Raw genomic sequence first — 25,380 nt, forward strand, 5'->3', positions numbered from 1 at the left:
CAAAAGATAACAGAAAAAATCCCCACCTACGATCAGCTTCATAAAAGCGTTTTGTAGTGGGGATTTCAAATTTATATAGGTTAGACGAGACTCAACTATTTTTTATCCGACAAAATCAATACTCCGCGACCCGGCACAACAGCTGAACCGCTAATTACATTACCTGTCAGTAGATCAGTACGCTCAGCCGCCTCAGCCGCCCCAATATCGGCGCTTAAATCACCAGCGGTGTGGTTCAGCAAGAACAGATAAGATACGCCATCCTTCACACGTTGAACAGATTCGATACCTTCCGGTGCAGTTACCAGCGGCTGAATGTTCTTTTCGGCACACAGATTCGCTAGGAATCCTTGCAGGAATCCAGCTTCTGGGCTAGTCGCCACATAATAAGCTTTACCTTCGCCAAATTTATTCACAGTCAGTGCAGGCATTCCTTTATAGAAATCAGAACCGTACTCTGCCAAAACTTCTGCCCCTTCGGCATGGATCAGATCGCAGAGCAGATCACATTTATAAGAACCACTCAAGCTACCCCACGTTTTATCCAGCACGAGCTCATTGCTCATACCTGGCAGTAATGCATCGATTTCCTCTGCCCAAATTCCAAGCACCTTACGCAATTCGCCTGGATAACCTCCAACCGTTACAAGGTCGTTCTCATTAACAATACCGCTGAAATAAGTCGTAATGAATGTGCCGCCCGCTTTTACAAAGGCTTCAACCTTCTCTGCAAAACCTGGCTTGACCATGTACATTACAGGTGCGATAACAATTTCATACTTGGACAGGTTCTCTTCAACCCCGATCATGTCGGCTTCGATATTTTGCTGATACAGCGCATCATAATATTTGTGAACTTCATTCACGTAATCCAAGGCAACCGACGGACCGCTTGATAGATCAAGTGCCCAACGATTTTCCCAATCGTAGATGATCCCTACTTTAGCCGCACTGCGCGCATCCAGTAATTGATCTCCAAGCTGCTCCAGCTCTTTGCCCAGCTCAGCACATTCACGGAATACCCGTGTGTGTTCATGACCCACATGCTCAATTACCGCTCCATGATACTTTTCACAAGCCCCTATCGAACGACGCAGCTGGAAGAACAACACAGTATCTGCACCACGCGCTACAGCCTGGTAACTCCATAGGCGCATAACGCCTGGACGTTTCAAAGAGTTGTACGGTTGCCAGTTCTGCTGGCTCGGTGTTTGCTCCATCAGCATGAACGGTTGGCCATTTTTTAATCCACGCATAAGATCATGTGTCATTGCTGTAAAGCTGACCGGTGTGTCCAGTGAAGGATAGTTGTCCCAAGAAATTACATCCATATGCTTGGCCCACTCAAAATAATCCAGCTCCGGATAAAAGCCCATCAGGTTCGTTGTAACAGGTACGTTGGTGCTGTGTTCTTTGATCGCTTCATATTCGATTTTGTAACATTCGAGCAAGCTATAAGACATAAAACGGCGATAGTCCAACGAGATCCCTTGGAAGTTAGTACGGTTACCGTTCCATTCTTCACTCAGCTCATTTGGCACCACAATTTCTTCCCAATCATAAAACGTATGTCCCCAAAAGCGTGTATTCCAAGCCTTGTTCAAAGCATCCAGCGAACCATAACGCTCCTTCAACCAGACACGGAAGGCAGCAGCGGACTGTTCGGAATAATCATAGCCACCATATTCATTAGAAATATGCCAAGCTACCAGTGCCGGATGATCCTTGTAGCGTTCTGCCAGCTTACCAGCCAGCTTCGCTGCATACTTGCGGTAAACTGAACTGTTCGGATTGGAGTTATGACGTCCACCGAACTTACGTTTTCTGCCCTGGACATCGACACGTGTCACTTCAGGATATCGGTGAGCCATCCAAGCTGGATGCGCTCCTGTTCCTGTAGCTAGACATACATAAGTTCCATTTTTATATAGTCTATCCATTAATTCATCCAATGAGGAGAAATCATAAGTATCTTCGGAAGGTTGAATTAAAGCCCAGGAAAACACATTAATTGTGGCAACATCAATTCCCGCCAGCTTGAACATCCGTTCATCCTCAGCCCATACAGGCGCATCCCATTGCTCCGGATTGTAATCTCCACCGTACCAAATTTTAGGTAATTTATCGTTAATCACACTTCGCACACCCTTTATAGTATAATTATATATCTATTGTAAATGGTTAAGGTTGCCCTTTAAATATAAAATAATGTCTCATACATATAAGAATATAGAACTAACAGGAGAGGATAGCATTGTCCGAAATCATGCATCGCAGGATCGTATTCGTCCATGAAGGTGGACAGCACTTGCCAATCACTTTAGACAGTATGGGGCACAATCATGATCAGGAAAAAGTATCCCGCCCCGATGGCTATGACACGTATCATTGGCTTCAAACCTCAGAAGGTGAAGGGATTATCCATTTTGACAATAAAACCTTTTCCTTGCCTGAAGGCAGCGGCGTATTACTACTTCCCTATACACCCCATCGTTATGAGGCCTCCACTAAAAACTGGGGTACCTATTATCTAACGTTCGGTGGCGATTCGGCACAATCAATTTTGGAGACGCTTGGGATGAATAGTAATTCTTTTTACCGTTGGGAAAATGAAGCGCCTCTCCCCAATCTGCTGAAGGAAATGCTGGATCGTCATGATGCCTACCAGGATATGTTTGGTCTCGGCGCCTCCACAGATGCTTATCGTTTTTTGCTTACTTTGAGTAAATATGGCCAGCTTCATAACAATACGGCGATTTCCCGCAATGTAGATAAGCTGCAGCCACTGCTAAAATGGATGGACAGCCATTATGGCGATCCTGATCTCGGACTGAACGATCTAGCCGATGAACTAGGGGTATCTGGGCGCTATCTTAACAACCTATTCGTCCAAACTTTCGGACTCTCGCCTTATGCCTACTTCGTACGTTTACGCATCCGCAAAAGCAAAGAAATGCTCGTAAGCCAACCCGATCTTACGGTAAAAGCTATCTCCCAGCTAGTCGGCTTCCGCGATGTCAGCCATTATGTAGCCACATTTCGCAAGCAATCCGGGACTACGCCGGAGCAATTTAGACGCCTGCATTAAAAATGTCCCGCCCACTGTGGAAAAATTGCTCGCTGGGAATATGCGGCTAGAACGTAGCAAGAGTATGGTATGCGCTACTATTGTGTAGAAACGGGCGGTACGGTGAAGTGCGGTACGGTACGTAACGTTGGCTGGGTTCATTTGGCTGCGAGTGTACGGCACCTCTGAGCTGGATCGTGTAGATCTGTACATGATGGGAGTCTATGTGGAAATCTGATCATGTTGGAGCCCATTGTGCAGGTCTCTTCAGTTCAGTATGAGTGAGTCAGACGAAATAATTGCACTTTGTACACTTAAAATAGCCTGCAAGGCAGAAATTATCCATATAAGTGTATTCTGTGCAACTATATTCTCGGAAAATGGCCTTGCAGCGGGATAAGCCGATTTTCAGCTGCACAAAGTGCAACTAAAACCAATTAAACACTCCAACACTTCAAATAAGTGTACGAAGTGCAACTATTTTCTGTTGTGCTTCTGTTAAAGTTTCTGCATGCCCTATTCCACTCATTTTTTACTCCACACTTCCACTTACTTCACTATTCCTACTCCACACATTCCCCTACACCGCTCTTCCCCTACTCCACACATCCCTCACTCCATCTTCACCAACCTTCACTTCACCCTACTCCACACATCCCTCACTCCACTTTCCTCTCTCCTGCCACACTCCCAAACCCACTTCAATACCTCTTTACTCAAAACCACTCAAATCTCCAGCACCTCTACGCCATACGGCTCGAGCTGGAGCTTTCCCGATCGAATCTTATTATCCAGCAGGCTGCTGTATTCTCGTGGCAACGGAACGATCACCGACTCGCGGCTCAGGTTAAGCAGGAATAAGAAGCTTCCCTGATTTCCAGTCCGCACGGAGGCTTGTACTCCGTTTGGCAATCCTTCAAAGCGTAATAACCCTTTTTCCTTAGTCAGGTTCTCTAATAGAACTGACCAGTACTTCTCTTCCGCATGAGTTCCGAAGTAATAAACCTGACCTTTACCGAAGGAATTAACAGTTACAGCGGGTGTGCCGCGATAGAAATCATCACCATACCAAGCAATCGGCTGGGCCACTACCGGCCGGAGAATGTCGCACCACTGCGTACATTCGTATTGGTTACCCTCCGCGTCCATGATGGCATGTGTTTCAGCGCCAATCGGATCATACTCCAGCACTTCAACGCCGGTACAGTAGCTCAGCTGCCCGGGCAGCGGTTGCATGACTGCGATGTTGTTTATATTTTTGACACCACTACGGTTGGTGATCAGCAAGGTCCCGCCAGCGAGGGCAAAATCCTCCAGATTACGTACGATCTCCTCATCCAGCAAATATAAATTCGGAGCGATCACTACTTTATATCCATCAAGCGGTTGTCTGAGGTCGATAACATCGCAGCCGATGCCAAGCCTGGTTACCGCCCGGTGAATCTGCTTAATGTTCTCATAATAATCAAAGCCCTCTGCCTGCGGCTGAATATCCAGTGCGGCCTTCTCTTCATGGGAATGGAGGATAGCCACTTCGTTTTTCAGCATCGTTCCTTGGAGCTTGTCGCTCAGCCTATTAACCTCATGACATAGCTGCGTGAACTCCGCTAATCTGCGTCCCGGAACATTGCTGTGGTCAATCAGCCCGTGCCAGAATTGTTCTGCTCCTGAAATTGCACTTCTCCAGCGAAAATGAACAACCGTATCCGCACCTCTAGCAATCGCCTGCCATGCATAGGCACGAATCAGTCCTGGATAAGGGGTTCGCCACATCGGCATCCAACAACCCGGCGATCCACTCAGCTGCTCCATAATCCAGAAGTTTTGACGTTTAATGCCACGGGTTACGTCCAATGAAAGCGCTCCGCTATAAGGCGTCGTATCTTGTTTGGTTGGCGAAGTATTCGGATAATAATCAAACGCAGCCACATCCAGATCTGCACCCACTGCGTACATATCGAGACGCTGCGGATAGCTGTGAAAGTTATGGGTTATGAAATGCTCTGGACAAATCATACGCAAAATATTGATCTGCGCCGTCTGAAACGCTACCACCGAATCCCACTGAAACCGCTGAAAATCCAGCAGAAAAGATGGATTCTGATGAGGTGATCCGCCCAGCGGCACGGTAAGCTCATTCCAATCGCTGTACTCCCCGCTCCAAACTACGGTTCCCCATTCTGCATTGACCTCATCCAGTGTTCCGTATTTAGCTTGTACCCATGCTCGAAAAGCAGTATTACAAGCGTCACAATGACAATCCAACATGCCAAATTCATTATCAGTCTGCCAGCCTATGACAGCCGGGTGTTCACTGTAACGCTCGGCAAGACGCAGAATAATACGGCTGCCATACTCACGCAGTGATGTGCTGTTATAGCAGCGGTGTCCACGTACCCCCGGGTGAAAGGTCTCTCCATTAGCAAACACCGGAAGCACATCCGGAAATTTCGTCGTTAACCATCTTGGCGGTGTAGCTGTTGGAGTACCCATCACAACCTGCAGATCATATTGATGAAAAAGGTTCAGCGCGCGGTCCAGCCACTCGAACTGGTAATTCCCCTCAGTTGGCTCCAGTCGACTCCATGCGAACTCAGCAACCCGGACTACTTTAACACCTGTTTCTTTCATCAACTTGATATCTGGTTCCCACATGGATTCATCCCAATGCTCCGGGTAATAGTCCACACCCATCTGAACATGATCATATCGTTTCATTGGCGCTTCTCCCCATCCCTTGATATTCAGCCCTGTTTCCCAAAAAAAGCGCTCCCCGTCTCAAATTGATGAGGTATACGGAGAGCGCTTCTGTTAACCACTAATATCCATTAAATCTTCTCTATAAATGTGCTTTACTTATTTTTTAAGCTTGTCCCATGCAGCTTGCATACCAGTCATCCAGCCGTTAACGTCAACCTTGTCAGCGATGAACTGTTGGATCACGCTGGCAAATTCTTGCGTTACACCATCAGGGAATTTGGAGGATTGCAGGCCATAAACTTTGTTTTCTTTTACATAGTTCCATACGTCTGCTCCAAGCATACCGATGTCTTCAGGTGTTGCTTCGATTGTGGACAAAGCAGGGATGAATTTCCATTTTTTAACGATATACTCTTTACCCATATCGGAAGTTACCAACCAGTTCAAGAAAGTTTTTGCTTCTTCTTTAGAACCGGATTCTTTGTTGACTACAAGGTTCGCAGGGATACCAACAGTCATTTTGTCATTCTTCTCAGCATCTTCATTGATTGGCATAGGGAACATACCAATGTTCATATCAGGTGTGATGTTATCAACAAGAGTTTGTGCCCAGTTACCTTCTTGCATCATTGCAGTTTCACCTTTTGCGAACATTGCCAGGTGAGTGTTAGCATCTGTGGTCAAAGGATTCTTTTGTCCGTATTGTAAAGTCAGTTTGAGATACTTACTCCACTCTTCAAACGTTTTATTGCCTACAATTGTACCAGTTCCTTCATTCAAACCTTTGATGAATTCATCTACATTATCTTGTTGTGCAAAGGCTACGCTGATCCCTTGGTTACCTAGCAGCCACCATTCCTGATATGCATTACCAAAAGGAGTTACGTCGATAGCTTGCAGCTTTTTAGCTGCTTCTTCAAGCTGTGACAATGTTTTTGGAGTTTCAGTGATTCCCGCTTTAGCGAACAAGTCCTTGTTATACACAATACCGATACCCTCAAGGTTCATTGCCATACCGTATACTTTGCCATCTTTAGTCATAGGCTCTGCAGCCATAGGAATCAGATCTTTTACCCAAGGTTGGTCGGACAGATCTTCCATCTTGTCTCCCCAAAGTTCCATTTCTGCATATCCACCATTGGAAAAAATATCAGGCGCATCGCCGGAAGCGAATTTAGTTTTCAATGCTGCTGCGTAGTCCGCACCACCACCAACTGTTTGGATATCCAGCTTGATGTTAGGGTATTCTTTTTCGAATTCAACCTTAAGCTCATTGAGGCCTTCCACGATTTCAGTTTTGAATTGGAAGATCTTTACGGTCTTCACTTCACCTGAATTTGTGCCAGCGCTTCCATTTTGTGAGTTACTAGAAGCGTTATTATTACCACCACATGCTGTTAGAGCTAAACTCATTGCCATTACTGCTGATAGAGCAACTGCGGAGTGTTTCTTCTTCATTATATATTCCCCCTTAAAATAGTGGACTGCTTAAAAAATATTTGGAACGGAGGGCTCGGTGTTAACCTTTCACCGAGCCAGCCGCTATTCCCTCAACAATGTAACGTTGCATAAACAGGTAGAAAATGATAATTGGTGCGACCCCGATTACGAGAGCCGGAAGTGCCATATCCCATTGTTTGGTGTATTGACCAAAGAAGGAGAAAGTCGCCAGTGGAATGGTCCGAAGCTCTGGTGCCTGAAGAATCAAGGATGGCAACAGATAGTCATTCCATATTCCAAGTGCGTTTAGCACGATTGTTGTCATCACCATTGGCTTCAGCAAAGGAAGCACAATACGGAAGAACACGGTAATAGGATTACATCCATCTACTGTAGCCGCCTCTTCAATTTCAAGAGGAACGGACTTGATAAAGCCGTGGAACAGGAAGATCGCCATCGGAACACTGATCCCTAGATTCGTGATAATCAAACCAAGGAAAGAGTTGTTTACTCCAATAACATTTACGACCTTCAGAATTGGAATCATGATCGTTTGAAACGGAACTACCATTGCCGCTACAAATATAAGCAGCAAGAACTGATTGAATTTCGTATTCGCCCGAACCATACGATAGGATGCCATCGCACTGAACAGAGAGATTAGAATAACACTGATCACTGTGATAATAACCGAGTTTCGGAATGCTTCACCGAAACGGGCTAATTTCCAGGCGGTTGAATAGTTCGACCACATAAATACTTTTGGCCAGCTTGCCGCATCACTCAGAATTTCACCGAAGGATTTCACCGAGTTTGCGAGCAAGAAATAGAATGGAGAGAGAAAGAGCAGGGCCAGGAGGATCATTATCACTTCCGTGCCAATATTCCATCTCTTTTTTTCTGTAGGTTTCATTACGCTTCAACCTCCTTGCTCTTCGTGATACGGACCTGAATCAGAGTAATGATGGCTACAATTACAAAGAACAGCAGCGCTTTTGCAGTACCCAGCCCGTAACGATTGTTCAGGAAGGCTTCATTGTAAATATTCATAGCAACGGATTCTGTCGATTTGAACGGTCCGCCCTTCGTCAAGGACAAGTTAAGGTCAAACATTTTGAATGACCAGGAAATGGCCAAGAATAATCCGATAGTTACAGCAGGCATAATTAGTGGAACTACGATATTGCGTAGCACCTGCCAACGGGAAGCCCCATCAATATCAGCCGCTTCTAGGACTTCTTTAGATACGTTACTCAACGAAGCAATGTAGATAACCATTAGATAACCGGAAGACTGCCAAACAAAGACCATTACAATCGCCCAAAATCCTGTTGTGGCATCACCGAGCCAAGGAAGATTAAAGAAGGACCATCCCGTCAGGTCGCCCATAGTGGCGAACCCTTTGATGAAGATAAATTGCCAGATGAAACCAAGCAACAATCCCCCGATCACGTTCGGCATAAAGAAAATGGTCCGAAGCATGTTACGTGTCTTTAAAGGTTTAGTTAACAGATAAGCCAAGAAGAAGCCTACCACGTTAGTCAAAATCACACCTAACACCGTAAATCTTACCGTAAACCAAAAGGAAGACCAGAAGTCAGGGTCATTTGAGAAAATAGTGGAAAAGTTTTGAAATCCGACCCAACTTACATTACCGGATACACCGTTCCAATCTGTGAAAGAGTAATACATCCCCATCAAAAATGGAATAATCGTTATTAAGGTAAAAAACAAAACTGCCGGACCAACGAAAAAAAGCTGTTGACCTAACTGGGACAACTTAGTGCCGCGCATTTATTGCCCCCCCCTTTCTTTTGCTCACTTACTTGTTTATGCTTTATACACATATTATCTGTTTTTTTCAGGGTACCTCACACCTACTAAAGTGATCTTTCAGGTGTAAAATATTGATCGGATGTGACAAATTTCGATGAAATGCAACACGATTCGCACAAAATTGATCGTTTTTATCCTACTGCCAACGTTAATTTGTATTATGGCCACCATGTTTATTAGCTATCACTATAGCACTCAATCCCTAAGAACAAGGGCAGTAGACGAGAATACGAACCTCCTCTTTCAAGGCAATAGAAACATCGAAAGTCTGATTCAGGAGATCAATCGTCTCTCCCTTATCGTTTATTCAGATTCAGATTTCTACAGACTGCTCGAAGCGGGATATGAGGATATGGCAGCAAATACACGAATTTATTCTTCTCTAAATTACATTTCTTCATCCATGCCAGATATATCCCAGGTGTATCTGTACGGTGCCAAGGATAGAAAAGCCACTTTGCTCACCCAGAATACACCCAAACGTTGGCAGGGTATTCCTCCCTATGCCGACTCAGATATCACTAGCAGTTCTCCTGTGGTTATACAAAGTACACATATAAGTCACAGCTACGGCCTAACTTCACCTATCCCGCAACTCATACCGGAGCCTGTGTTCACATTGCATAGACGAATTGAAAGGATTCCAACTACCACTCCAATCGGCTTCCTGTCGATCGATGTTAAGCTAACGGCTCTTACCGACATCGTCAGTCAGTTATATGATCAGAAACAGGAAAACATTTGGCTGCTGGATGGCGATGGCAAGATTGTATACGGAAGCAACAGTGAGGAATACGGCAAGCGTCTACATGCCTCCTGGTACAACAAGCAAATCGCTACCAATCAAAGCTCCCAAGGGTATTTTGAAGAGGAAGATGCTGTGTTTATTTACCAGAGAATCGAAACCCAAGGTTTAAATTGGACCCTCGTGAAGCAGATTCCTACGTCCTATCTCTTCCGGGAAGCCAACGAGGCGGCAGCGATCAATATAATCCTCCTTGTTCTACTATTAATTACAATTGCCACCTTAACGACTCTGATCTCTTTTCGAATCACAGCCCCGATCAAGCAGTTGACTCGTTACATGAATCAGGTGCAGACCGGTAATCTTGATGTTGATATTCAACCTATGGGCAAAGATGAGATTGGCGTGGTTACCGAGCGATTCCGCAGTATGATGGACACGATCAACAACCTGATCCTAAGGGAGTACAAGCTGGAATTGTCCAATAAAACCAATGAACTGCGGGCACTGCAAGCACAAATCAACCCGCATTTTCTGAATAACACGTTGCAAATCATTGGCACGCTGGCCTTAGAGCTTAAAGTGCCCCAAATTTACTCACTTCTTTCAGCTCTAGCCAAAATGATGCGCTACAGCATGTACAATGAGGAGAAGATCGTAACTGTTAAGGATGAGCTGGATCATGTCAAAGCCTACATTGAACTGCAAAAGGAACGTTTTGAAAATAAGTTCAGTTTCCGCTACGATATGGAGGAATCACTTTTAGAGACGTTTATGCCGAAAATGATTTTACAGCCTATTGTTGAAAATTATTTCAAACACGGCTTTAATCTTTCCCGCAGTGACGGATTCATTGAAATCACCGCAGCAAAAGTGGATGACAACCGGATGGAAATTTGTATCCAAAATAACGGAAATGCGATTCCTTCAGCGAAGTTAGATCTTTTAAAGCAGAAGCTACAGCATCCTACTAGAACAGATATAGATTTATTAAGAAACACAGAGCAAACCAAGGAGACTTCAGGATCAGGTATTGGTCTGCCGAACGTTCTGGCTCGACTCAAGTTTGTGTGCGGAGATAGCGCCACTTTAACTGTTGATAACCTTAGAGCAGGCGGAGTAGTAGTGAAATTGGAAATTGAAATTATAGCGGAGCGTGAAAAGATATGAAGGCGTTGATTGTTGATGACGAGGCAAGAGTTAGAAAGGCAGTCAGACTGCTTGTCGACTGGGAAGCCCATCAAATCGATGAAATTCTGGAAGCCGGAAATGGAAATGAAGCCATCGAGATCATCCGGCAGGCTAAACCAGCATTAGTCATTATGGATATGATGATGGAATCAGGTAACGGGATAGAGTTAATGACCTGGGTGAACGAATTCGCCGGCAACACTAAGTTTATTGTAGTCAGCGGACATAATGATTTTGAGTTCGTACGTCAGACTGTGCGGCATGGAGGGATTGATTATATCCTGAAGCCCATCGAAGCCGAGGCAATCAATGTAGCGGTAGCTAAAGCAGTTGCAGCCTGGCGCTCAGAAGAAGATGACCGAAGCGAGCGGCAGAAACAGAGTATTCAGCTTAATGAGTTCAAGCCCATTTATGGGGAAAAGCTATTATCCGCACTAATTGATGATCCGATCAATTCTGATTTATCTTTGCGGAGGTTATGCAGTGATGGTATCATTCCGGAAAACATCCATTCCGCTCGGTTAATATTGGTGCAGACAGATGCGGGTAACAATCCGTTGATTAAACGTTTTGGCGGAGACACCGAGTTAATGAACTACGCTATCGTCAACATTTGTAATGAATTTTTGCACAGTCCGCATAAGGGTGTTGCTTTTCGTTATTGGGGAGGTCCTCCGGAGATTGCAATTATTCTGTGGGATATTCAGACCTCTGTGGTCGAGCTAATAGGCAGAATCAATCATGGCATCTACTCTACCTTGCAGGTCCGAATGCATTTTGGAATCAGCAGCATCGGCAGCTTACCTAAGCAGTTACCTTATCAGCGTGCAGAGGTGGCAGAGGCATTACAGCGCCGAAACTTATTAATTCATGAGGATTACTGCCATTTCTCCTCTTCCTCCGAAGAATTCAGAGATCGTAAAGAGATCGCCAAAGCAGAGGTTCGCGGTAATATATCAGCAACGAACTTTGCTGACGTCAAGGAAGATTGGAAAATGGCAGTCATCAGCGGAAGTCCAGAGATATTATCAACAGCTGCGCAGCACTGGGTGGATGAGCTTAGCCGAGGCGGAGTTGTGACACCAGAAATCCTAAACTCATGGAAAAATGATGCTCTACTATTTCGTTCCCAGCTGGTACGGGAAATGTTAGGCCCTGAAGCTGAAGGTGCACTGGCCGAGCTTGAACAGGCCGACCAGCTTCACCCAGCTCCTTATACGAACGGTTACTCGTTCTCCTTATTCGCTTGGCGTGACTGGTCGTATACCCTAATGCAGGAGCTGGCCGAAGTAATCGCCCTGAAACAAGCTAAAGAACGTAATCCGATGCATGATATCGTCAAATATATCGAGCTTAATTATGCTTCCGACCTGTCCTTACAGGAAGTGGCCGGAAAGTTTTTTGTTAGCCGTGAATATATTTCCCGCCGATTCAAACAGGAATACGGTATTAACTTTTCCGACTTTATTGTTAATATCCGAATAGATAAAGCTAAGCTGCTATTGCAGAATCCTCGTCTGAAGCTGACCCAAATCTCCGAAATGGTCGGTTTTCATGATGTTAAATATTTCAGCAAAGTGTTTAAGAAGCAGGTCGGATCTTCACCTAAGGACTACCGGGACACATTTAAGAGTTGATCAATACCAGTTTAAAAAGGCGTCCGCAACCGTCTTACCGGCTATGCCGTTCGGATGCGGGTCGTCTTGTCCACTCATATATTCCGGTCTGATCCGGTGATCGTCTGGTGCAGGCAACGATAATAGGCTTGCTATATCAAACACACGGTCTACTCCAGCGGGTGGGTTAGTCAGGATTTCATGATTCACTCTACGCCAAGTTTCTTCTCTTGCCTCCTGAAAATTAAACGGCGGCACCGTACTTAGAATAATACTAGCATCAGCATTTGCTGTTTTGATCTTAGCAATAATAGTTGTCAGATCACCAAGTAACTCATCTGCAGAGCGGCAGCCAATATCAATATCATTTACGCCGAGGACAATCATCAGTTCATCACTCTGTTTAGCTTTGTGAAGCCAAGGGCCATCCGCAGCCACATCATACGCTCTAGCCCAGCCTGAGCCGAGATTCCATACGCCAATCTCTGCACCAAGACCATCCGCAATTCTCGCTGCCCAATATTCGTATCCGTCCTTTAATGTCCGCACACCTTGAGTAATCGAATCTCCCAAAAATACTAGCTTCTTATTCACAGCTTTCTTATACCCGATATAGCTTGGCAGTACCAGAAGCTTGTCGGATTCTGTAAATCCATCGGCTGATTCCTGTGCAGCCAGATTTCCGGGCGCATCATAAGCGGTTGCCAGCATGCCTTCTACATTGAAAGGAATGGATTTGCCCGCAGCGGTTGTCTTAATCGTCCATGTAAAAGCTAAGTAATGGCCATCGGGTAGATTAATGCTTGTCTCATCACTCCAGAAGCATTCACCGGCCGCTACTGGTTTGGAGACATTGCCTTCAAAGGTGACAGCATGTTGTGTATGCTCAATAATAGCTCCGTTTGGCTCAGTTCCTCCATCAGCGATAAAAGCCGATTCGATCACCCAACTGCCCCCAGGTTCACTACCCGAAGCTTCAAGCCCTTGGTCCCAAGTGGAATCCACTGCATTGCTATGCCAAAATTTTAGCTGCAACGGGCCGTTTTCCCGTAACCGAATATAAGTCCGGAAGGTATGTGTAAAAGGTTCTTGCCTATTCATAATAAAATTAGCGGCGGTTGAAAGAACCGTAGCAGAGGTATAGTCCGTCTGATTCAAAACTCCACTTCCCTTAATTAAATTAGTATTCATAACGTTTCCCCCGTTATTAGTTAAGATTGTAACACTAAAACCTCTCCTACAGACCAGGGAATAGATCGTTCACCCAGTCTACAAGAGAGGTTATGGCTATATCAATATGCTTTAAGAAATCATCTTATTTCAGTGTAATGGTAAACGATACGGATTTTGCACCTGCGTTTACTTTCACTGTAGTCTCATCTACTTGCTCTGCACCTTCTACGGAAGCGATAGCTCCCAGATCTTTAAGGGAAAGCGAGAATTCTTTACCGCTGCCTTCTGCAGTAACTGTTACGCTGTTGCCTTTGCGGGCAGCCTTCACAGTCAATTCAGGAGCACCTTTAAGATCACGTACGGTTGCAGAAGTAGTAGTACCTTCTTCAAGTGAATACAGGCCAAATTTCACGCCATCCGCAAAGTCATAATCGGGTTTGTTGTCGATGCTGCCGATTGCCAGCAAGGAGTTCTGACGAACGAACAGTGGCAAGCTGAAGAAATCATATTTCTCTTTGCGCCATGATCCGCCTTGTACAGTTTCACCAGATAGCAGGTGTGTCCAGCGACCCGCTGGCAGATAGTATTTCACTTCGCCGTTTTCTTGGAAAATAGGCGCTACGAGCAAGGAATCACCCAGCATGTATTGGCGATCGAGCACTTCGCATGTTGGATCTTCCGGGAATTCCATAACCATCGCCCGCATAGAAGCCCAGCCATGCTCTGCAGCCTGGCCAGCCACATCATACAGGTAAGGCATCAAGCTGCATTTAAGCTTCGTGAAGAAGCGGGTAACATCACAAGCTTCATCATCGTACGCCCAAGGTACACGATACGAAGTGCTGCCGTGCAGACGGCTGTGGCTGGACAACAGTCCAAAAGCTAACCAGCGTTTGAATACATGTGCCGGAGCAGTGTTCTCGAAACCACCGATATCGTGACTCCAGAAACCGAAACCGGACAAACCTAGGGACAAACCGCCACGAAGGCTTTCTGCCATGGATTCATAATCTGCGTAGCAATCTCCGCCCCAGTGAACTGGGAACTGTTGGCCGCCAGCAGTTGCAGAACGTGCGAACAATGCTGCCTCATTCTTGCCAAGCTTCTCTTCCAATACTTCAAATACAACTTTGTTGTACAGTTGAGTGTAGTAATTGTGCATTTTCATCGGATCAGATCCGTCGAAATAAACTACATCTGTAGGAATCCGCTCACCGAAGTCTGTCTTAAAGCTGTCTACGCCCATATCTACCAAATCACGCAGGTAGCCGGCATACCATTCACAAGCCGCAGGGTTAGTGAAATCCACCAGTCCCATACCCGCTTGCCACAGGTCACATTGATAAACGTCGCCGTTAGGCTTTTTGATCAAGTATCCGTTTTTCTTGCCTTCTTCAAACAAGCGTGAACGTTGGCCAATATAGGAGTTGATCCATACGCAGATCTTCAGGCCTTTTTCCTTCAGGCGTTTCAGCATGCCCTCTGGATCTGGGAATACACGTTTATCCCATTCAAAATCAGTCCATTGATACTCACGCATCCAGAAGCAGTCAAAGTGGAATACATGCAGCGGCAGATCACGTTCTGCCATACCTTCTACGAAGGAATTTACAGTTTCTTCATCATAGTTGGTAGTAAACGAAGTTGTCAGCCACAATCCAAAAGTCCATGCTGGTGGAAGCGCTGGTTTACCTGTAAGAGCAGTATAGTTGCTAATAACGTCTTTAATGGTAGGTCCATCGATCACGAAATATTCCAAGCTTTCTCCAGCTACGCTGAATTGGGCCTTTTTCACTTTTTCTGAAGCGATTTCATAGGAAACCAATTCCGGATGATTAACGAATACTCCATAACCTTTGCTTGATACATAGAAAGGAATGTTTTTGTAAGCTTGCTCGGAGCTAGTACCGCCGTCTTTGTTCCAGATATCTACGGTTTGTCCATTTTTCACGAAAGCTGTAAAACGTTCGCCCAGACCATATACGAATTCGCCTACGCCGAGATCTAGCTCATCACGCATGTACGTGTTGCCGTCTTGGTCGGTGATGTAAGCCATGGATTTAAAGCCACTGCCTGTAATACGTTCTTCGCCGCGATAGAAATCCACCGCCCATTGTTCGCCTTTGCGAATCACTACACGAAGTCCGCCGCTGATCAGCACGGTTTCGAGATCCGTTTCTTCAATCTTCACATGATCGCCAGTACCTTTAGTCAGTTCGAAAACCGGACCACGTTCCTGTACACCATCATGATGAATAATTTTAATGCCTACCACGCCTGGAAGCGGGGAATGGAATTTTACAGTAAGCAGGGTTGAATTCAGCGTTGCTGCGCGCCCTGTGATTGGAGTCGTTTGTGTAATTGCTGTTAATCCTTCGGGAGTCTTTTCTACAACATAATTTTGAACTGCGCCGTTAATCGTGATACCATCACGAACCAGCCAGAGACCATCAGTAAATTTCATTGTGTACTTGCCACCTTTCAATTTGGTGTTTATAGTTGCATTATACCGATAAAAAATGAACAAAACTAATACTATATAGCTCATTTATAACACTATTTTGATGTTTTTTAAGAAAAGAGGCGTTTATATGGACCGTACAACTCAGAGTTTGCTAAAAGAAAACAGAGTTCATGGAGATAGTATGTTTCCACTCGCAGCTTATTGGATCGAGCTTCCATCCGGAACGCATGTACTTGATACACATTGGCATGAAGAAGCGGAGTTCTTTATGCTACTAGAAGGAGAAATTCTGTTCCAAGTAGACACAGAATATTTTCCACTCCGAGCTGGAGAAGCGGTATTTATCGAATCTGGCGATATACACGCCGCCTATGTGCTGAACGAAGACACCCCCTGCAAATTCTGTGCGCTTGTATTTCTGCCTGATCTTTTGGCTAGCGCCCAGTACGATACGATCCAGCAAAACGCGATTTTGCCACTGCAAGAGAAACGCCAAAGCTTTCCGAGACATATTACACCCGCTATCCCTTGGCAGCAGGAGCTGCTTCATCATCTGAAGCAAATGATGGAGGCATACGCTAATAAAATGCCCGGATTTGAGACCTTTATGAAAGGAACTTTGCTAATCATGCTTTCCAAGATTACCGCAGAGGGCCGATTTGAGAACCGCAGCCAATCGGATGATGCAGATACTACCAAGATTAACCGCCTTAAAAAGGTGATCCTTTATATCCAAGATAACTATCAGGAACCGATCCGTACCCGTGATCTATCAGAGCTTATTCCCATGAGCGAGGGGCAATTCTGCCGCTTCTTCAAAATGATGACTCGTAAAACGCCAGTCGATTACATCAACTCTTACCGGATTCGCCAGGCTGCCGATCTGCTGCAGCAAAGTGAAAGAAAAATATCCGACATCGCATTCGAGGTCGGATTTGATAATGTAAGCTATTTTATAAAGGTTTTCCGCAAAGCGATGAAATGCTCGCCTTCGGAGTTTAGGAAAGGTGCGGGCTAGTTTCATCTACTTCATGCAAAAACGATGGATTCCAACCTGATTTTTAGGAATTACAACCTTTTGGAGGCTCGCGATGAACTCACCGATTCTTAGCTTTATCACACCGCCTATTCCTTATTTCATAGACTGTGGCCGTGCTCACTACAATGCTGGAGACTATCATATCAGTCGTAATTGCATCGGCGTATTTGATCTAATCATTGTTAAAAAGGGTACGTTGCCTATCGCCGAGAACGAGGTGCACTGGGAGCTAAAGGAAGGAGAATTCCTCATCCTTCGACCAGATGCCCATCACTATGGCTTTGCCCCCTGTCCTATCGAAACAGAAATCATCTGGATTCATTTTCAGACTTTCGGCAGCTGGATCGAGTGTCAGGATATGAACGAATGTCTGGAAAATCAGAGCGAGCTCATCGAGAGCCATAAACAAAAAGCTTATTTAAATCACTGCGATGTATGCTCGATTTTTATTCCGAAGTATATGAAAATTTCAGAGAAGGCAATGGAGGTATTAGAGTTCTTTTTCCATCTGGAACAAGAACCCCAATCGATGCGCAACTGGAAGCGCCAAGCCTCCTTTCAACAGTTTCTGCAATTCTTGGACCGCGATCTCGCCGAGGCATCAGATGCAACCGCCATTCATCTCGCCGAGAAGATTGAATTGTTCATTCGGCAAAATTATACTCGTGATATAACTAACTCCTTACTTCAAAAAGAACTTAACTATCATCCCAACTATCTCGCCAAAAACATGCTGAAAATATATGGTGTGACCCCTATGGCCTATCTCCTGTCCTATCGTCTAGAACAATCCAAACGGCTGTTAATTCAGACTTCCTGGTCCATCGCCCGCATTGCTGAAGAGGTTGGCTTCCATCATATTACTTACTACTCTTCCTGCTTCTCCAAAAAAGAAGGCATCTCTCCCTCTCATTTCCGACAAAAATTCACTGGAAAATAGACATGAAAAAGCCTGGAATCGAAAACAGCTTCCTCTTCCGGGCTTTGTTCAGATAGGCTAATCAAATCTTTAGACACGCTGCAAACGAATAACATTCCAGGATAATTAGGACAAAGAAGCCGTTAAGTATCCATCAACCAGCGCTGCGGCTAACAGCTCACCTTATTAAGTATTACTGCTGATTTGCCGATATATTATAGATAGATCTTATCGTCGTAGGAGGATAAAGAACCATGCACATAACGAATATGACCTCATCTATGGGAACGAGGTTTAATGTATCTGTTAGTCACCAAACTAACGATAAAACCATGAAATCAAACAGCAATACTAATGGTAATGGAGACAAATTATCAATAAGTAAATCTGCAAAGGCCGCTTTTCAAAATCAATCCAAAATGGACGGAATGGTTAACTCCCTGCTTAAACAAAAACAAAGTATCATCGACAGTAAGAACAGTCTGATTGAAAGAACTACCAAAAGTTCGCATAATCTCGAATCTATTCAAGATCAACTTAAGGAGTTCGACAAGCAGCTCCAAACGATTGACCAACAAATTGCAAAATACAGCTTCGAAGAGCAACAAAAGAACTTAGAAAATGCTCAAAAAGAAAATCAATCGGATGAACCTAAAACCGAGCAAGAGATACAAAACGAAAGATTAAATACGCTTGTTTCTGTAAGCCAAGATGTTAGCCAAATGGAGGTAGTTTCTTCTACCCACACTAAGATGCGTGGCGAGGCTAAAGTTCTGACCAAGGAAATAGAGCTGGATGAGGCTCGTTCTACTCATTCTGCAACAGCCAAACGGGAGCAGTTATCCAAAATCGAAACTAAACTATCGGAAATGAACGAAACGTTAGGCGATGCCATGAAAGACACGGGAGATAAAATTAAAGATCAGATCGATAAAGCAGGTTCAACAGAAATTAAACCTTCTGAAGAGAATACCAATGAGCGGACAGAACAATTAGCTACCTATCAAGAAATTCAACGTTTAGCCGAAGAATCTGATAAGTCGCAGCTAGAAATACTAATCTAACAAGGGCAAGATTCTCTATATAAAAAAGCAATCGGATCTCCTTCGCATCAGAGGGTCTGCCGATTGCTTTTTTAGATGCAGCTAATGTTATTCTTCGGCTATTCCTTCCGAATCACAATAAAGCAGGTGCTGTCCGGCAGCGCCACTTCCTGTCCGCTCTCATCCATGAACCTTACTCTATCACGCAAAGCTTCGGTATAACCTTCTTGCAGGTAATGCCGGAAGATCTCAAGCTTCGCCGGCTTTCCTAAAATCTGTTCAATAAATGAGGCAAACTCCGTAGGGGTGAAATAACCAAATTGTTCTTGGACTTCATGAATATAAGCCTCTTCCCCCCAGGTATACGTATATAAAAATTCCATGGCATCATTAACGGGCATGAGCACTTCTTGTTCCCCTAATCTTTGAAACTGAATCTGACGTCCAGCAAAATCCTTCGCATAACGCTCCAGCCACATCAGACCGTCCTCTTCCAAAAAGTGAACTCTCCGCAGCAATGATGCAGGTTCGGTCATGATCCCATCGCGGATAATGATAACCCCGCCAGCTGACAATACATCAAAGGCACTTCGCAGAGCTGCGGAGACGGTGTCGTGATTGAACTTATTACCATTTAGCGGCACATAAGAATATAGCTCATGCAAAATCGAAGAGAAGATTACCGTGTCCACCGTTCCAGCCTCCACGAAATCTTTAAGGTTCAACGCATCTCCCTGCAGCACCTCCCACTGGCGACCTTCCCGCTGCTTGCGTTGCCGCAAGGCTTCCACTACATTGCTTGAGATATCAATGCCGATAGGAGTAACCTCAGGCATACGCTCTTCCAGTAAATCCAGCAACACACCGCCGCCCGGACCGATATCCAGCACTTTTTGTCCAGTGACATGATCCAGAATTACGGCTTTATAATCTGCTGTATTATTCATTTGGCTTAAGTAGGTATCTTCATTATGAAAACGGTCGAAAGCGTCCCTGCGCAGCTCGAATAGGTCGAATAACAGCAATACAGCACGTTCATACAAGGGTGATTTTTCTGCTTCCATACAGAATTCGATCAGCTTCTCAGCCGCTGCCGAGAATTGGAATTGAAAAAATACCGTGTCTGGCAGATGTTCCTTAGAATATTGCCGCAAGAGTAGGTGAGGGTTCTCAGCAGGCAAAGTCCCTTGCTCGATATCCTTCCATGTAAGCTCCGCTAAATATTTTTCGATAATCCGCTTCTTATAAATGTTGGTCTTCTTAACACCCTTGTAATCGTAGTAAATGCTGTTCATGACATGTTCGAAGCTGATATGGCTTAAGGATTCATTCTGCGCCTTCTGGGCAGCAAGCACCATCACCTTCAGAAATTGCTCCAGCGAAAAGGTCTGTAGTGCAGATTCTACATACCAGAAGGTGATCTTACTTAATGACTCCAACCGTTCAGCATGGAAGCCTTCCTGCGTCAGCTTAGCCCATTCCGTAGTGAAATCCTCTCCTCTAGAGATCGGTCCCAGCCGCATTCTGCGCAGTCGTTCCTTCATCGGCATAGGACTAGCAAGATTGCCTGAAGAAATCAGCTCAATAAGCTGCTTCACTTCATGCTGCACATTCTGCCATAACTCGGGAGACACAGCTCCGATGATGCAATGATTGAGCACGGTCAGCAGGCGTTCCAGTTCCTCCGCGGTCAGCAGCTGATCTTCCACTATATCATGGAGTGGCTTATTGACTTCCGGCGGCACTTCTCCGCGAATTTGCTGTCCTATGAGTCCATGAGTTTCAATTAGCCGCTGAATCATCGCACCTTTCTCGGAGACAGCCCTCCCTAAATATCTCTCATATAACTGTGCGGAACCTAAATTATGTACAAAACAATTAATCCCTTCCTCCTGCCAAACCAGCCGCTCCTTTGCTGTACCTCCCTTAGCCGTTTCTGACCAAATTAACGTTTCTTCCACCAGCTCTTTTATCCAAATAGAACGGGGGAGTTGGTCCAGAATCTGCAAGCTACGTTCCACATAATCCAGTACGGGATTCCTGCGATCCAGCTCCTCCAGAGATTCCACACGTTCCAAATTTACTATCTGCTCCTCCGCTTGGACAATAAGCTTCAGCCAAAGGTTATCCTCCAAATGATCTTGCACACCTTCACGGTATAAGGCGATGGCTTCCAGTGATTTCAGCATATGCTCCTCCTTCGCTCCAAAGTGGAGACTATAAAGACCTATTATTATATATATACAATCCCGTTAATTAAAAAACAGAACCAGGATTCATGAAATAGCCATGTCCCGGTTCTGTTTGCATTCCAGTCATTAGGTTCCGAACCGCTGCCGATACCCACATTTGCGGCATAGCTCCTCCACCGCTTCTCTACGTGAGAAGCCATAGAATAAATTGTTCGCCCGCTCCCCCTCCACAATCTCTGAGAACGGAGTCTCATGGATGTTGCCTAGGTTAATTACTCCTTCACCATCCAGACAGCATGGCACAACAGTGCCATCCACAAGAATCGCCGCTTGGCTCCGCAGGGCATGACAGAACCCTTTTCCGTCATCTTCCGGCTCATTTAGCGCTGGCCAACGGAACTCATGATCCTGATTAAGGTAGACGCGCGGGGCAATCTTGACACCACTGCCAGGCACAACCTTTTCTTCGATCTTGAAATCCAAGTTGAAGGCTTCCTCCAGCAGGGCGAGGGTTTCACGGTTACGGTTTCTTTCCAGATTCGTCAGATTATCCTCCGTCAAATTCCACAAGCGGAAAGAAATAATGACCCCTTGCGCAGAGGCTTCCCGTACAAAAGAAATTATCTCTGAAAGATAGCCTTCACGGTTCTCTGACCCTTCATGCCCATCAAAGCTGTGCAGAGAAAAGTTCATCTGACGCAGTGCGGGCTTACCAAGAATTTTAGGTCCGGCTTTATGAATTAACGTGCCATTAGTTGTAATATTAACCTTGAACCCTTTGGCATGAGCAGCATCCAGCAGTTCACCTATCTTGGGATGCAGCAACGGCTCCCCTTTGACGTGAAGATAAATATGATTGCTGTGTGGTTTAATTTCATCCAATATCGTATTAAACGTATCCAACTTCATGAAATTTTTCGTCCGGGCGGTTTGTGGACAAAAGCTGCAGGCGAGGTTGCAGACGCTTGTTATCTCAATATAAACCTTTTTAAAAGTCTTCAAGTCCTGCTCCCCATTCTATTTATTATAAATCTGAGGCATAGCGGAGACCGATCTGTGCTCTGGCTTCCTCCATAATCTCTGCTGCGGCCATGGAGTTCTCATGAGTATTAATTCTGCTCTCCCGTTCACCATTCTTAATTAAGTTGATGAATTCCTCAACCTCATAATACATAGGTTCAAACACTTGAGGCAACGTAAGCTCCTCAACTGTACCATCACGATAGTAAATTTTCACCTGATAAGGCTCATTGATCTTGTCGATCACCATCGTACCGTTCTCTCCATGAATCTCAGCTGGCAGATAGGAGTCGGAAATTTTGGAGTGCATAACTACCGCATCCATATCGTCATATTTCATAATGAGGCTTCCTTCACCATCCACACCTGAGGAGAGCATGACACCCACTGCCTGTACTGATTGTGGCTTGCCAAAGAGCACTACCATTGGATACAAACAGTACACACCAAGATCCATTAACGAGCCATTGGAAAAAGCGGGATTAAACGCATTTAGCACAGTCCCCTGCCGGTAGGCATCATATCTAGAGGAGTACTTACAATAACTTGCAAAATAACGGCGAACTTGGCCGAGTTTATACAAATTATCCCGAATCACTCCAAAGTTCGGCATAAAGGTCGATTTCATCGCCTCTACCAGCAGCACATCATTTGTGCGCGCAGCTTCAATCATAGCTTTAAGCTCTGTACTGTTGGATGCAGCCGGTTTCTCGCAGAGCACATGCTTGCCGTGATTTAAGCACATAATCGCTTGCTCTGCATGCATAGAATTTGGGCTGGCAATATATATAGCATCTACATCTTTGCTTTTCACCATATCTTCCAGATTCGTATAAATTGTAGCTCCCGCATATTTAGCAGCAAAGGCCTGACCTTTCTCCATTGTGCGAGAGTACACGGCTGTCAGGATAAACTCCTCATTCTCCAAGCCGGCTTGCACGAAGCGGTCTGTAATAAAGTTTGTTCCAATGACCCCGAAACGAATTGTCATGATGTTATCCCGTCCTTTTTAGTTATTACTAACTCTACATGCTATTTTCTCACTCATAGGTAGTCATGTCTACTTTTTAAGGCAAATTAACGACAATTTCTGATAAATTCAGCAATTCCCTTGTTACTGGCGGAGCATCTTTCATCGTACAATGCAAAAAAAAGGCGTATCCCAGCCACCCTTTCATGGCTTTTGAGATACCCTTTTTTTGGAGTTACAACTATTGCCTGAACTTACGGACCCAGATGAACTCTATATAATCGTCCAGCCGCCATCTACAAACAAAGTCTGACCTGTAGTGTAGCTGGAAGCATCTGAAGCAAAGTAGAGCACGGCGCCGTTTAATTCTCCCGGATTACCAGGGCGCCCCATCGGACACACTGCGTTGTACATTTTTAGCGCTTTTTCTGCAAATAACGTATTCTCAGTCATTTCAGTTTTGAACAAGCTTGGTCCAATCGCATTAACAGTAATCCCATGCTTAGCATAAGTCGCCGCCACCCCTCTTGTCAGATGGATCACTCCACCTTTAGCAGCATTGTAAGAATGCGTAGGAACCGAAGCAGAAGCTGTAAGGCCTAACATTGAGGCTGTATTGACGATTTTACCGTAATTCCGTTCCTTCATATGCCGGATCACATGTTTCGACATCAGGAAAACGCCCTTTAAATCAGTATCCAGTACCCGATCCCAAGCTTCTTCTTCCAGCGCTTCAATCGGAACCGCATCCACCACACCAGCATTGTTCAGCAGAATATCAATTTTTCCAAAGGCTTCCACAACCTTTTGAACAGCCACAATAATCTGGTCCTCTTTTCTTACATCACACTCAATAGGAATTATTCTGCGTTCAGGGTATTTAGCCCGGATATCCTCGGCAACTGCTACAAGCTTGTCATATCTTCTAGCCAAAATAGCAATGTCTGCTCCTTGCTCAGCAAGCATCTCTGCGAATTGTACCCCGATCCCACTGGATGCTCCTGCGATAATAGCTGTCTTACCCGTCAAATCAAAAAGGTTAGTCATTCTAATTCCTCCTAATGTTTGGTTAGCCGATCCTTCTTCGGTTTCATTTCGTACAAACTCACTTCAAACACATAGGCTTATACTGAGGAAACAGGTTGCAAATTGTTCTCCCACCAGTCCCAGCGGAGATAGCAGTATGGAAGATACTCCATTGGATTCAGAGGCTCCAGAATTTTACCTTTTTCAAGCACATTTGTACTGACGGTGTAAACCGCGCCCAGCATATTCACAACTTCAAGCTCACTCCAAGGATCATGCGGGGAGTCTTGGAAGGTGATAGAGGCTTCTGCCGCTTTATAGACTTTAACCTCACTTACTAAACGCTGTGTGACCAAGGTTGGCATCAGATCGAAGCCGTTTCCGTCAATTGCATTGGCATATTTGATGTTATACAAAGGGATATCTTTGCCGTAATATTCCTCCAGAATCTTCTCGGCTCCATTGTCATTGAAGTGTCCATCCATAGTGGCTTTTACGTTGAAAAAGTCAATGCCATGCCGGCCGATTGCCCCATCAATGCCAGCTTCTGAGGTGTTCATACGCACATCGGCCATTTTCTTAGGCAGCCCACATACTTCCCGGCCCATAGCCATCCCGATATCGCTTGTAATAGGCATCGACAGGCAATAGTTGCCTAATTGTCCGTTATAGTCTGCTAGAACGAACAATCCAGCTTCACGATAAGGTGGACAAAAGTTCGTAGCTGGGTAATTGGCGATAAAGGCATTTACCAGCGGCCGGCTTGTTGGCTTCAGTGGCTTCGGCAACAAACGCTCGATAATCTCTGGTTTGGTCTCCCAATACACCGTCAGCATCTCTGCATCATAAAAGGTGGTTGGCTTGCCTCCGTATTTCTGCATATCTGCGAAACTTTTCACAAAACTCACCATGAATGAACCCTCCTTAGATTAGTAACCC

18 protein-coding genes are annotated in these 25,380 nt (G+C 45.0%); 6 read left to right on the forward strand and 12 right to left on the reverse strand.

Features of this window, described 5'->3' with window-relative positions:
- Positions 1 to 95 precede the first annotated feature (95 nt).
- Positions 96 to 2,135: a beta-galactosidase gene (locus NST45_RS22875; protein ID WP_339823926.1), complete on the reverse strand. Its 2,040-nt coding sequence runs from the start codon at positions 2,133 to 2,135 to the stop codon at positions 96 to 98.
- 119 nt (positions 2,136 to 2,254) lie between these two features.
- Here NST45_RS22875 and NST45_RS22880 point away from each other — a divergent pair, with 119 nt between their 5' ends.
- Positions 2,255 to 3,088 carry an AraC family transcriptional regulator gene (locus tag NST45_RS22880; protein ID WP_244886422.1) on the forward strand — a complete coding sequence of 278 codons (834 nt, stop codon included), beginning with the start codon at positions 2,255 to 2,257 and terminating at the stop codon, positions 3,086 to 3,088.
- Positions 3,089 to 3,793: 705 nt separating this feature from the next.
- Here NST45_RS22880 and NST45_RS22885 read toward each other — a convergent pair.
- The 4 genes from NST45_RS22885 to NST45_RS22900 all read right to left on the reverse strand — a co-directional run bounded on the left by NST45_RS22885 (position 3,794) and on the right by NST45_RS22900 (position 9,001).
- Complete coding sequence (locus tag NST45_RS22885; protein ID WP_339823929.1) at positions 3,794 to 5,785, reverse strand: beta-galactosidase; 1,992 nt, start codon at positions 5,783 to 5,785, stop codon at positions 3,794 to 3,796.
- Positions 5,786 to 5,923: 138 nt separating this feature from the next.
- A complete protein-coding gene (locus NST45_RS22890; protein WP_094902687.1) occupies positions 5,924 to 7,225 on the reverse strand; it encodes an extracellular solute-binding protein in 1,302 nt (433 codons plus the stop codon).
- 61 nt (positions 7,226 to 7,286) lie between these two features.
- Positions 7,287 to 8,120: a carbohydrate ABC transporter permease gene (locus NST45_RS22895; RefSeq protein ID WP_036680774.1), complete on the reverse strand. Its 834-nt coding sequence runs from the start codon at positions 8,118 to 8,120 to the stop codon at positions 7,287 to 7,289.
- A complete protein-coding gene (locus tag NST45_RS22900; RefSeq protein WP_036680772.1) occupies positions 8,120 to 9,001 on the reverse strand; it encodes a sugar ABC transporter permease in 882 nt (293 codons plus the stop codon). Before NST45_RS22900 ends, NST45_RS22895 begins: the two co-directional genes overlap by 1 nt.
- Positions 9,002 to 9,137: 136 nt before the next feature.
- Here NST45_RS22900 and NST45_RS22905 point away from each other — a divergent pair, with 136 nt between their 5' ends.
- Positions 9,138 to 10,958: a histidine kinase gene (locus tag NST45_RS22905; protein WP_339823932.1), complete on the forward strand. Its 1,821-nt coding sequence runs from the start codon at positions 9,138 to 9,140 to the stop codon at positions 10,956 to 10,958.
- A complete protein-coding gene (locus tag NST45_RS22910) occupies positions 10,955 to 12,616 on the forward strand; it encodes a helix-turn-helix domain-containing protein (protein WP_339823935.1) in 1,662 nt (553 codons plus the stop codon). Before NST45_RS22905 ends, NST45_RS22910 begins: the two co-directional genes overlap by 4 nt.
- Here NST45_RS22910 and NST45_RS22915 read toward each other — a convergent pair whose 3' ends face one another.
- Positions 12,617 to 13,786 carry a GDSL-type esterase/lipase family protein gene (locus NST45_RS22915; protein WP_076099536.1) on the reverse strand — a complete coding sequence of 390 codons (1,170 nt, stop codon included), beginning with the start codon at positions 13,784 to 13,786 and terminating at the stop codon, positions 12,617 to 12,619.
- A 124-nt stretch (positions 13,787 to 13,910) separates the two neighbouring features.
- Complete coding sequence (gene yicI / locus NST45_RS22920; protein WP_076099535.1) at positions 13,911 to 16,232, reverse strand: alpha-xylosidase; 2,322 nt, start codon at positions 16,230 to 16,232, stop codon at positions 13,911 to 13,913.
- A 127-nt stretch (positions 16,233 to 16,359) separates the two neighbouring features.
- Between yicI and NST45_RS22925 the strand changes: the two genes are divergently transcribed.
- The 3 genes from NST45_RS22925 to NST45_RS22935 all read left to right on the forward strand — a co-directional run bounded on the left by NST45_RS22925 (position 16,360) and on the right by NST45_RS22935 (position 19,254).
- Positions 16,360 to 17,250: an AraC family transcriptional regulator gene (locus tag NST45_RS22925; RefSeq protein WP_036680763.1), complete on the forward strand. Its 891-nt coding sequence runs from the start codon at positions 16,360 to 16,362 to the stop codon at positions 17,248 to 17,250.
- Between the two features lie 73 nt (positions 17,251 to 17,323).
- Entirely contained in the window at positions 17,324 to 18,211 is an 888-nt protein-coding gene (locus NST45_RS22930; protein ID WP_036680759.1) for a helix-turn-helix transcriptional regulator, read from the forward strand.
- 233 nt (positions 18,212 to 18,444) lie between these two features.
- A complete protein-coding gene (locus NST45_RS22935; RefSeq protein WP_036680756.1) occupies positions 18,445 to 19,254 on the forward strand; it encodes a hypothetical protein in 810 nt (269 codons plus the stop codon).
- A gap of 98 nt (positions 19,255 to 19,352) precedes the next feature.
- On the opposite strand, the gene NST45_RS22940 is transcribed toward NST45_RS22935, so the two are convergent.
- From NST45_RS22940 to NST45_RS22960, 5 genes are all read right to left on the reverse strand, one after another.
- Complete coding sequence (locus NST45_RS22940; RefSeq protein WP_339823938.1) at positions 19,353 to 21,422, reverse strand: class I SAM-dependent methyltransferase; 2,070 nt, start codon at positions 21,420 to 21,422, stop codon at positions 19,353 to 19,355.
- A gap of 129 nt (positions 21,423 to 21,551) precedes the next feature.
- Positions 21,552 to 22,427 carry a radical SAM/SPASM domain-containing protein gene (locus NST45_RS22945; RefSeq protein ID WP_036680750.1) on the reverse strand — a complete coding sequence of 292 codons (876 nt, stop codon included), beginning with the start codon at positions 22,425 to 22,427 and terminating at the stop codon, positions 21,552 to 21,554.
- 22 nt (positions 22,428 to 22,449) lie between these two features.
- Positions 22,450 to 23,436: a Gfo/Idh/MocA family oxidoreductase gene (locus NST45_RS22950; RefSeq protein WP_038568824.1), complete on the reverse strand. Its 987-nt coding sequence runs from the start codon at positions 23,434 to 23,436 to the stop codon at positions 22,450 to 22,452.
- A gap of 252 nt (positions 23,437 to 23,688) precedes the next feature.
- Entirely contained in the window at positions 23,689 to 24,462 is a 774-nt protein-coding gene (locus tag NST45_RS22955; RefSeq protein ID WP_339823941.1) for a glucose 1-dehydrogenase, read from the reverse strand.
- 77 nt (positions 24,463 to 24,539) lie between these two features.
- Positions 24,540 to 25,352, reverse strand: coding sequence for an acetoacetate decarboxylase family protein (locus tag NST45_RS22960; protein WP_052096788.1), 813 nt, complete (start codon positions 25,350 to 25,352; stop codon positions 24,540 to 24,542).
- Positions 25,353 to 25,380 lie beyond the last annotated feature (28 nt).

It is taken from the genome of Paenibacillus sp. FSL R7-0163 (genome assembly GCF_037969975.1).
Taxonomy (GTDB): Bacteria; Bacillota; Bacilli; order Paenibacillales; family Paenibacillaceae; genus Paenibacillus_AQ; species Paenibacillus_AQ odorifer.

Bases quoted from the DNA above. Each gene is read 5' to 3' on its own strand.
- NST45_RS22885 (WP_339823929.1), bottom strand. From the start codon at position 5,785: ATGAAACGATATGATCATGTTCAGATGGGTGTGGACTATTACCCGGAG.
- NST45_RS22890 (WP_094902687.1), bottom strand. From the start codon at position 7,225: ATGAAGAAGAAACACTCCGCAGTTGCTCTATCAGCAGTAATGGCAATG.
- NST45_RS22895 (WP_036680774.1), bottom strand. From the start codon at position 8,120: ATGAAACCTACAGAAAAAAAGAGATGGAATATTGGCACGGAAGTGATA.
- NST45_RS22900 (WP_036680772.1), bottom strand. From the start codon at position 9,001: ATGCGCGGCACTAAGTTGTCCCAGTTAGGTCAACAGCTTTTTTTCGTT.
- NST45_RS22905 (WP_339823932.1), top strand. From the start codon at position 9,138: ATGAAATGCAACACGATTCGCACAAAATTGATCGTTTTTATCCTACTG.
- NST45_RS22910 (WP_339823935.1), top strand. From the start codon at position 10,955: ATGAAGGCGTTGATTGTTGATGACGAGGCAAGAGTTAGAAAGGCAGTC.
- NST45_RS22915 (WP_076099536.1), bottom strand. From the start codon at position 13,786: ATGAATACTAATTTAATTAAGGGAAGTGGAGTTTTGAATCAGACGGAC.
- yicI (WP_076099535.1), bottom strand. From the start codon at position 16,232: ATGAAATTTACTGATGGTCTCTGGCTGGTTCGTGATGGTATCACGATT.
- NST45_RS22925 (WP_036680763.1), top strand. From the start codon at position 16,360: ATGGACCGTACAACTCAGAGTTTGCTAAAAGAAAACAGAGTTCATGGA.
- NST45_RS22930 (WP_036680759.1), top strand. From the start codon at position 17,324: ATGAACTCACCGATTCTTAGCTTTATCACACCGCCTATTCCTTATTTC.
- NST45_RS22935 (WP_036680756.1), top strand. From the start codon at position 18,445: ATGCACATAACGAATATGACCTCATCTATGGGAACGAGGTTTAATGTA.
- NST45_RS22940 (WP_339823938.1), bottom strand. From the start codon at position 21,422: ATGCTGAAATCACTGGAAGCCATCGCCTTATACCGTGAAGGTGTGCAA.
- NST45_RS22950 (WP_038568824.1), bottom strand. From the start codon at position 23,436: ATGACAATTCGTTTCGGGGTCATTGGAACAAACTTTATTACAGACCGC.
- NST45_RS22955 (WP_339823941.1), bottom strand. From the start codon at position 24,462: ATGACTAACCTTTTTGATTTGACGGGTAAGACAGCTATTATCGCAGGA.
- NST45_RS22960 (WP_052096788.1), bottom strand. From the start codon at position 25,352: ATGGTGAGTTTTGTGAAAAGTTTCGCAGATATGCAGAAATACGGAGGC.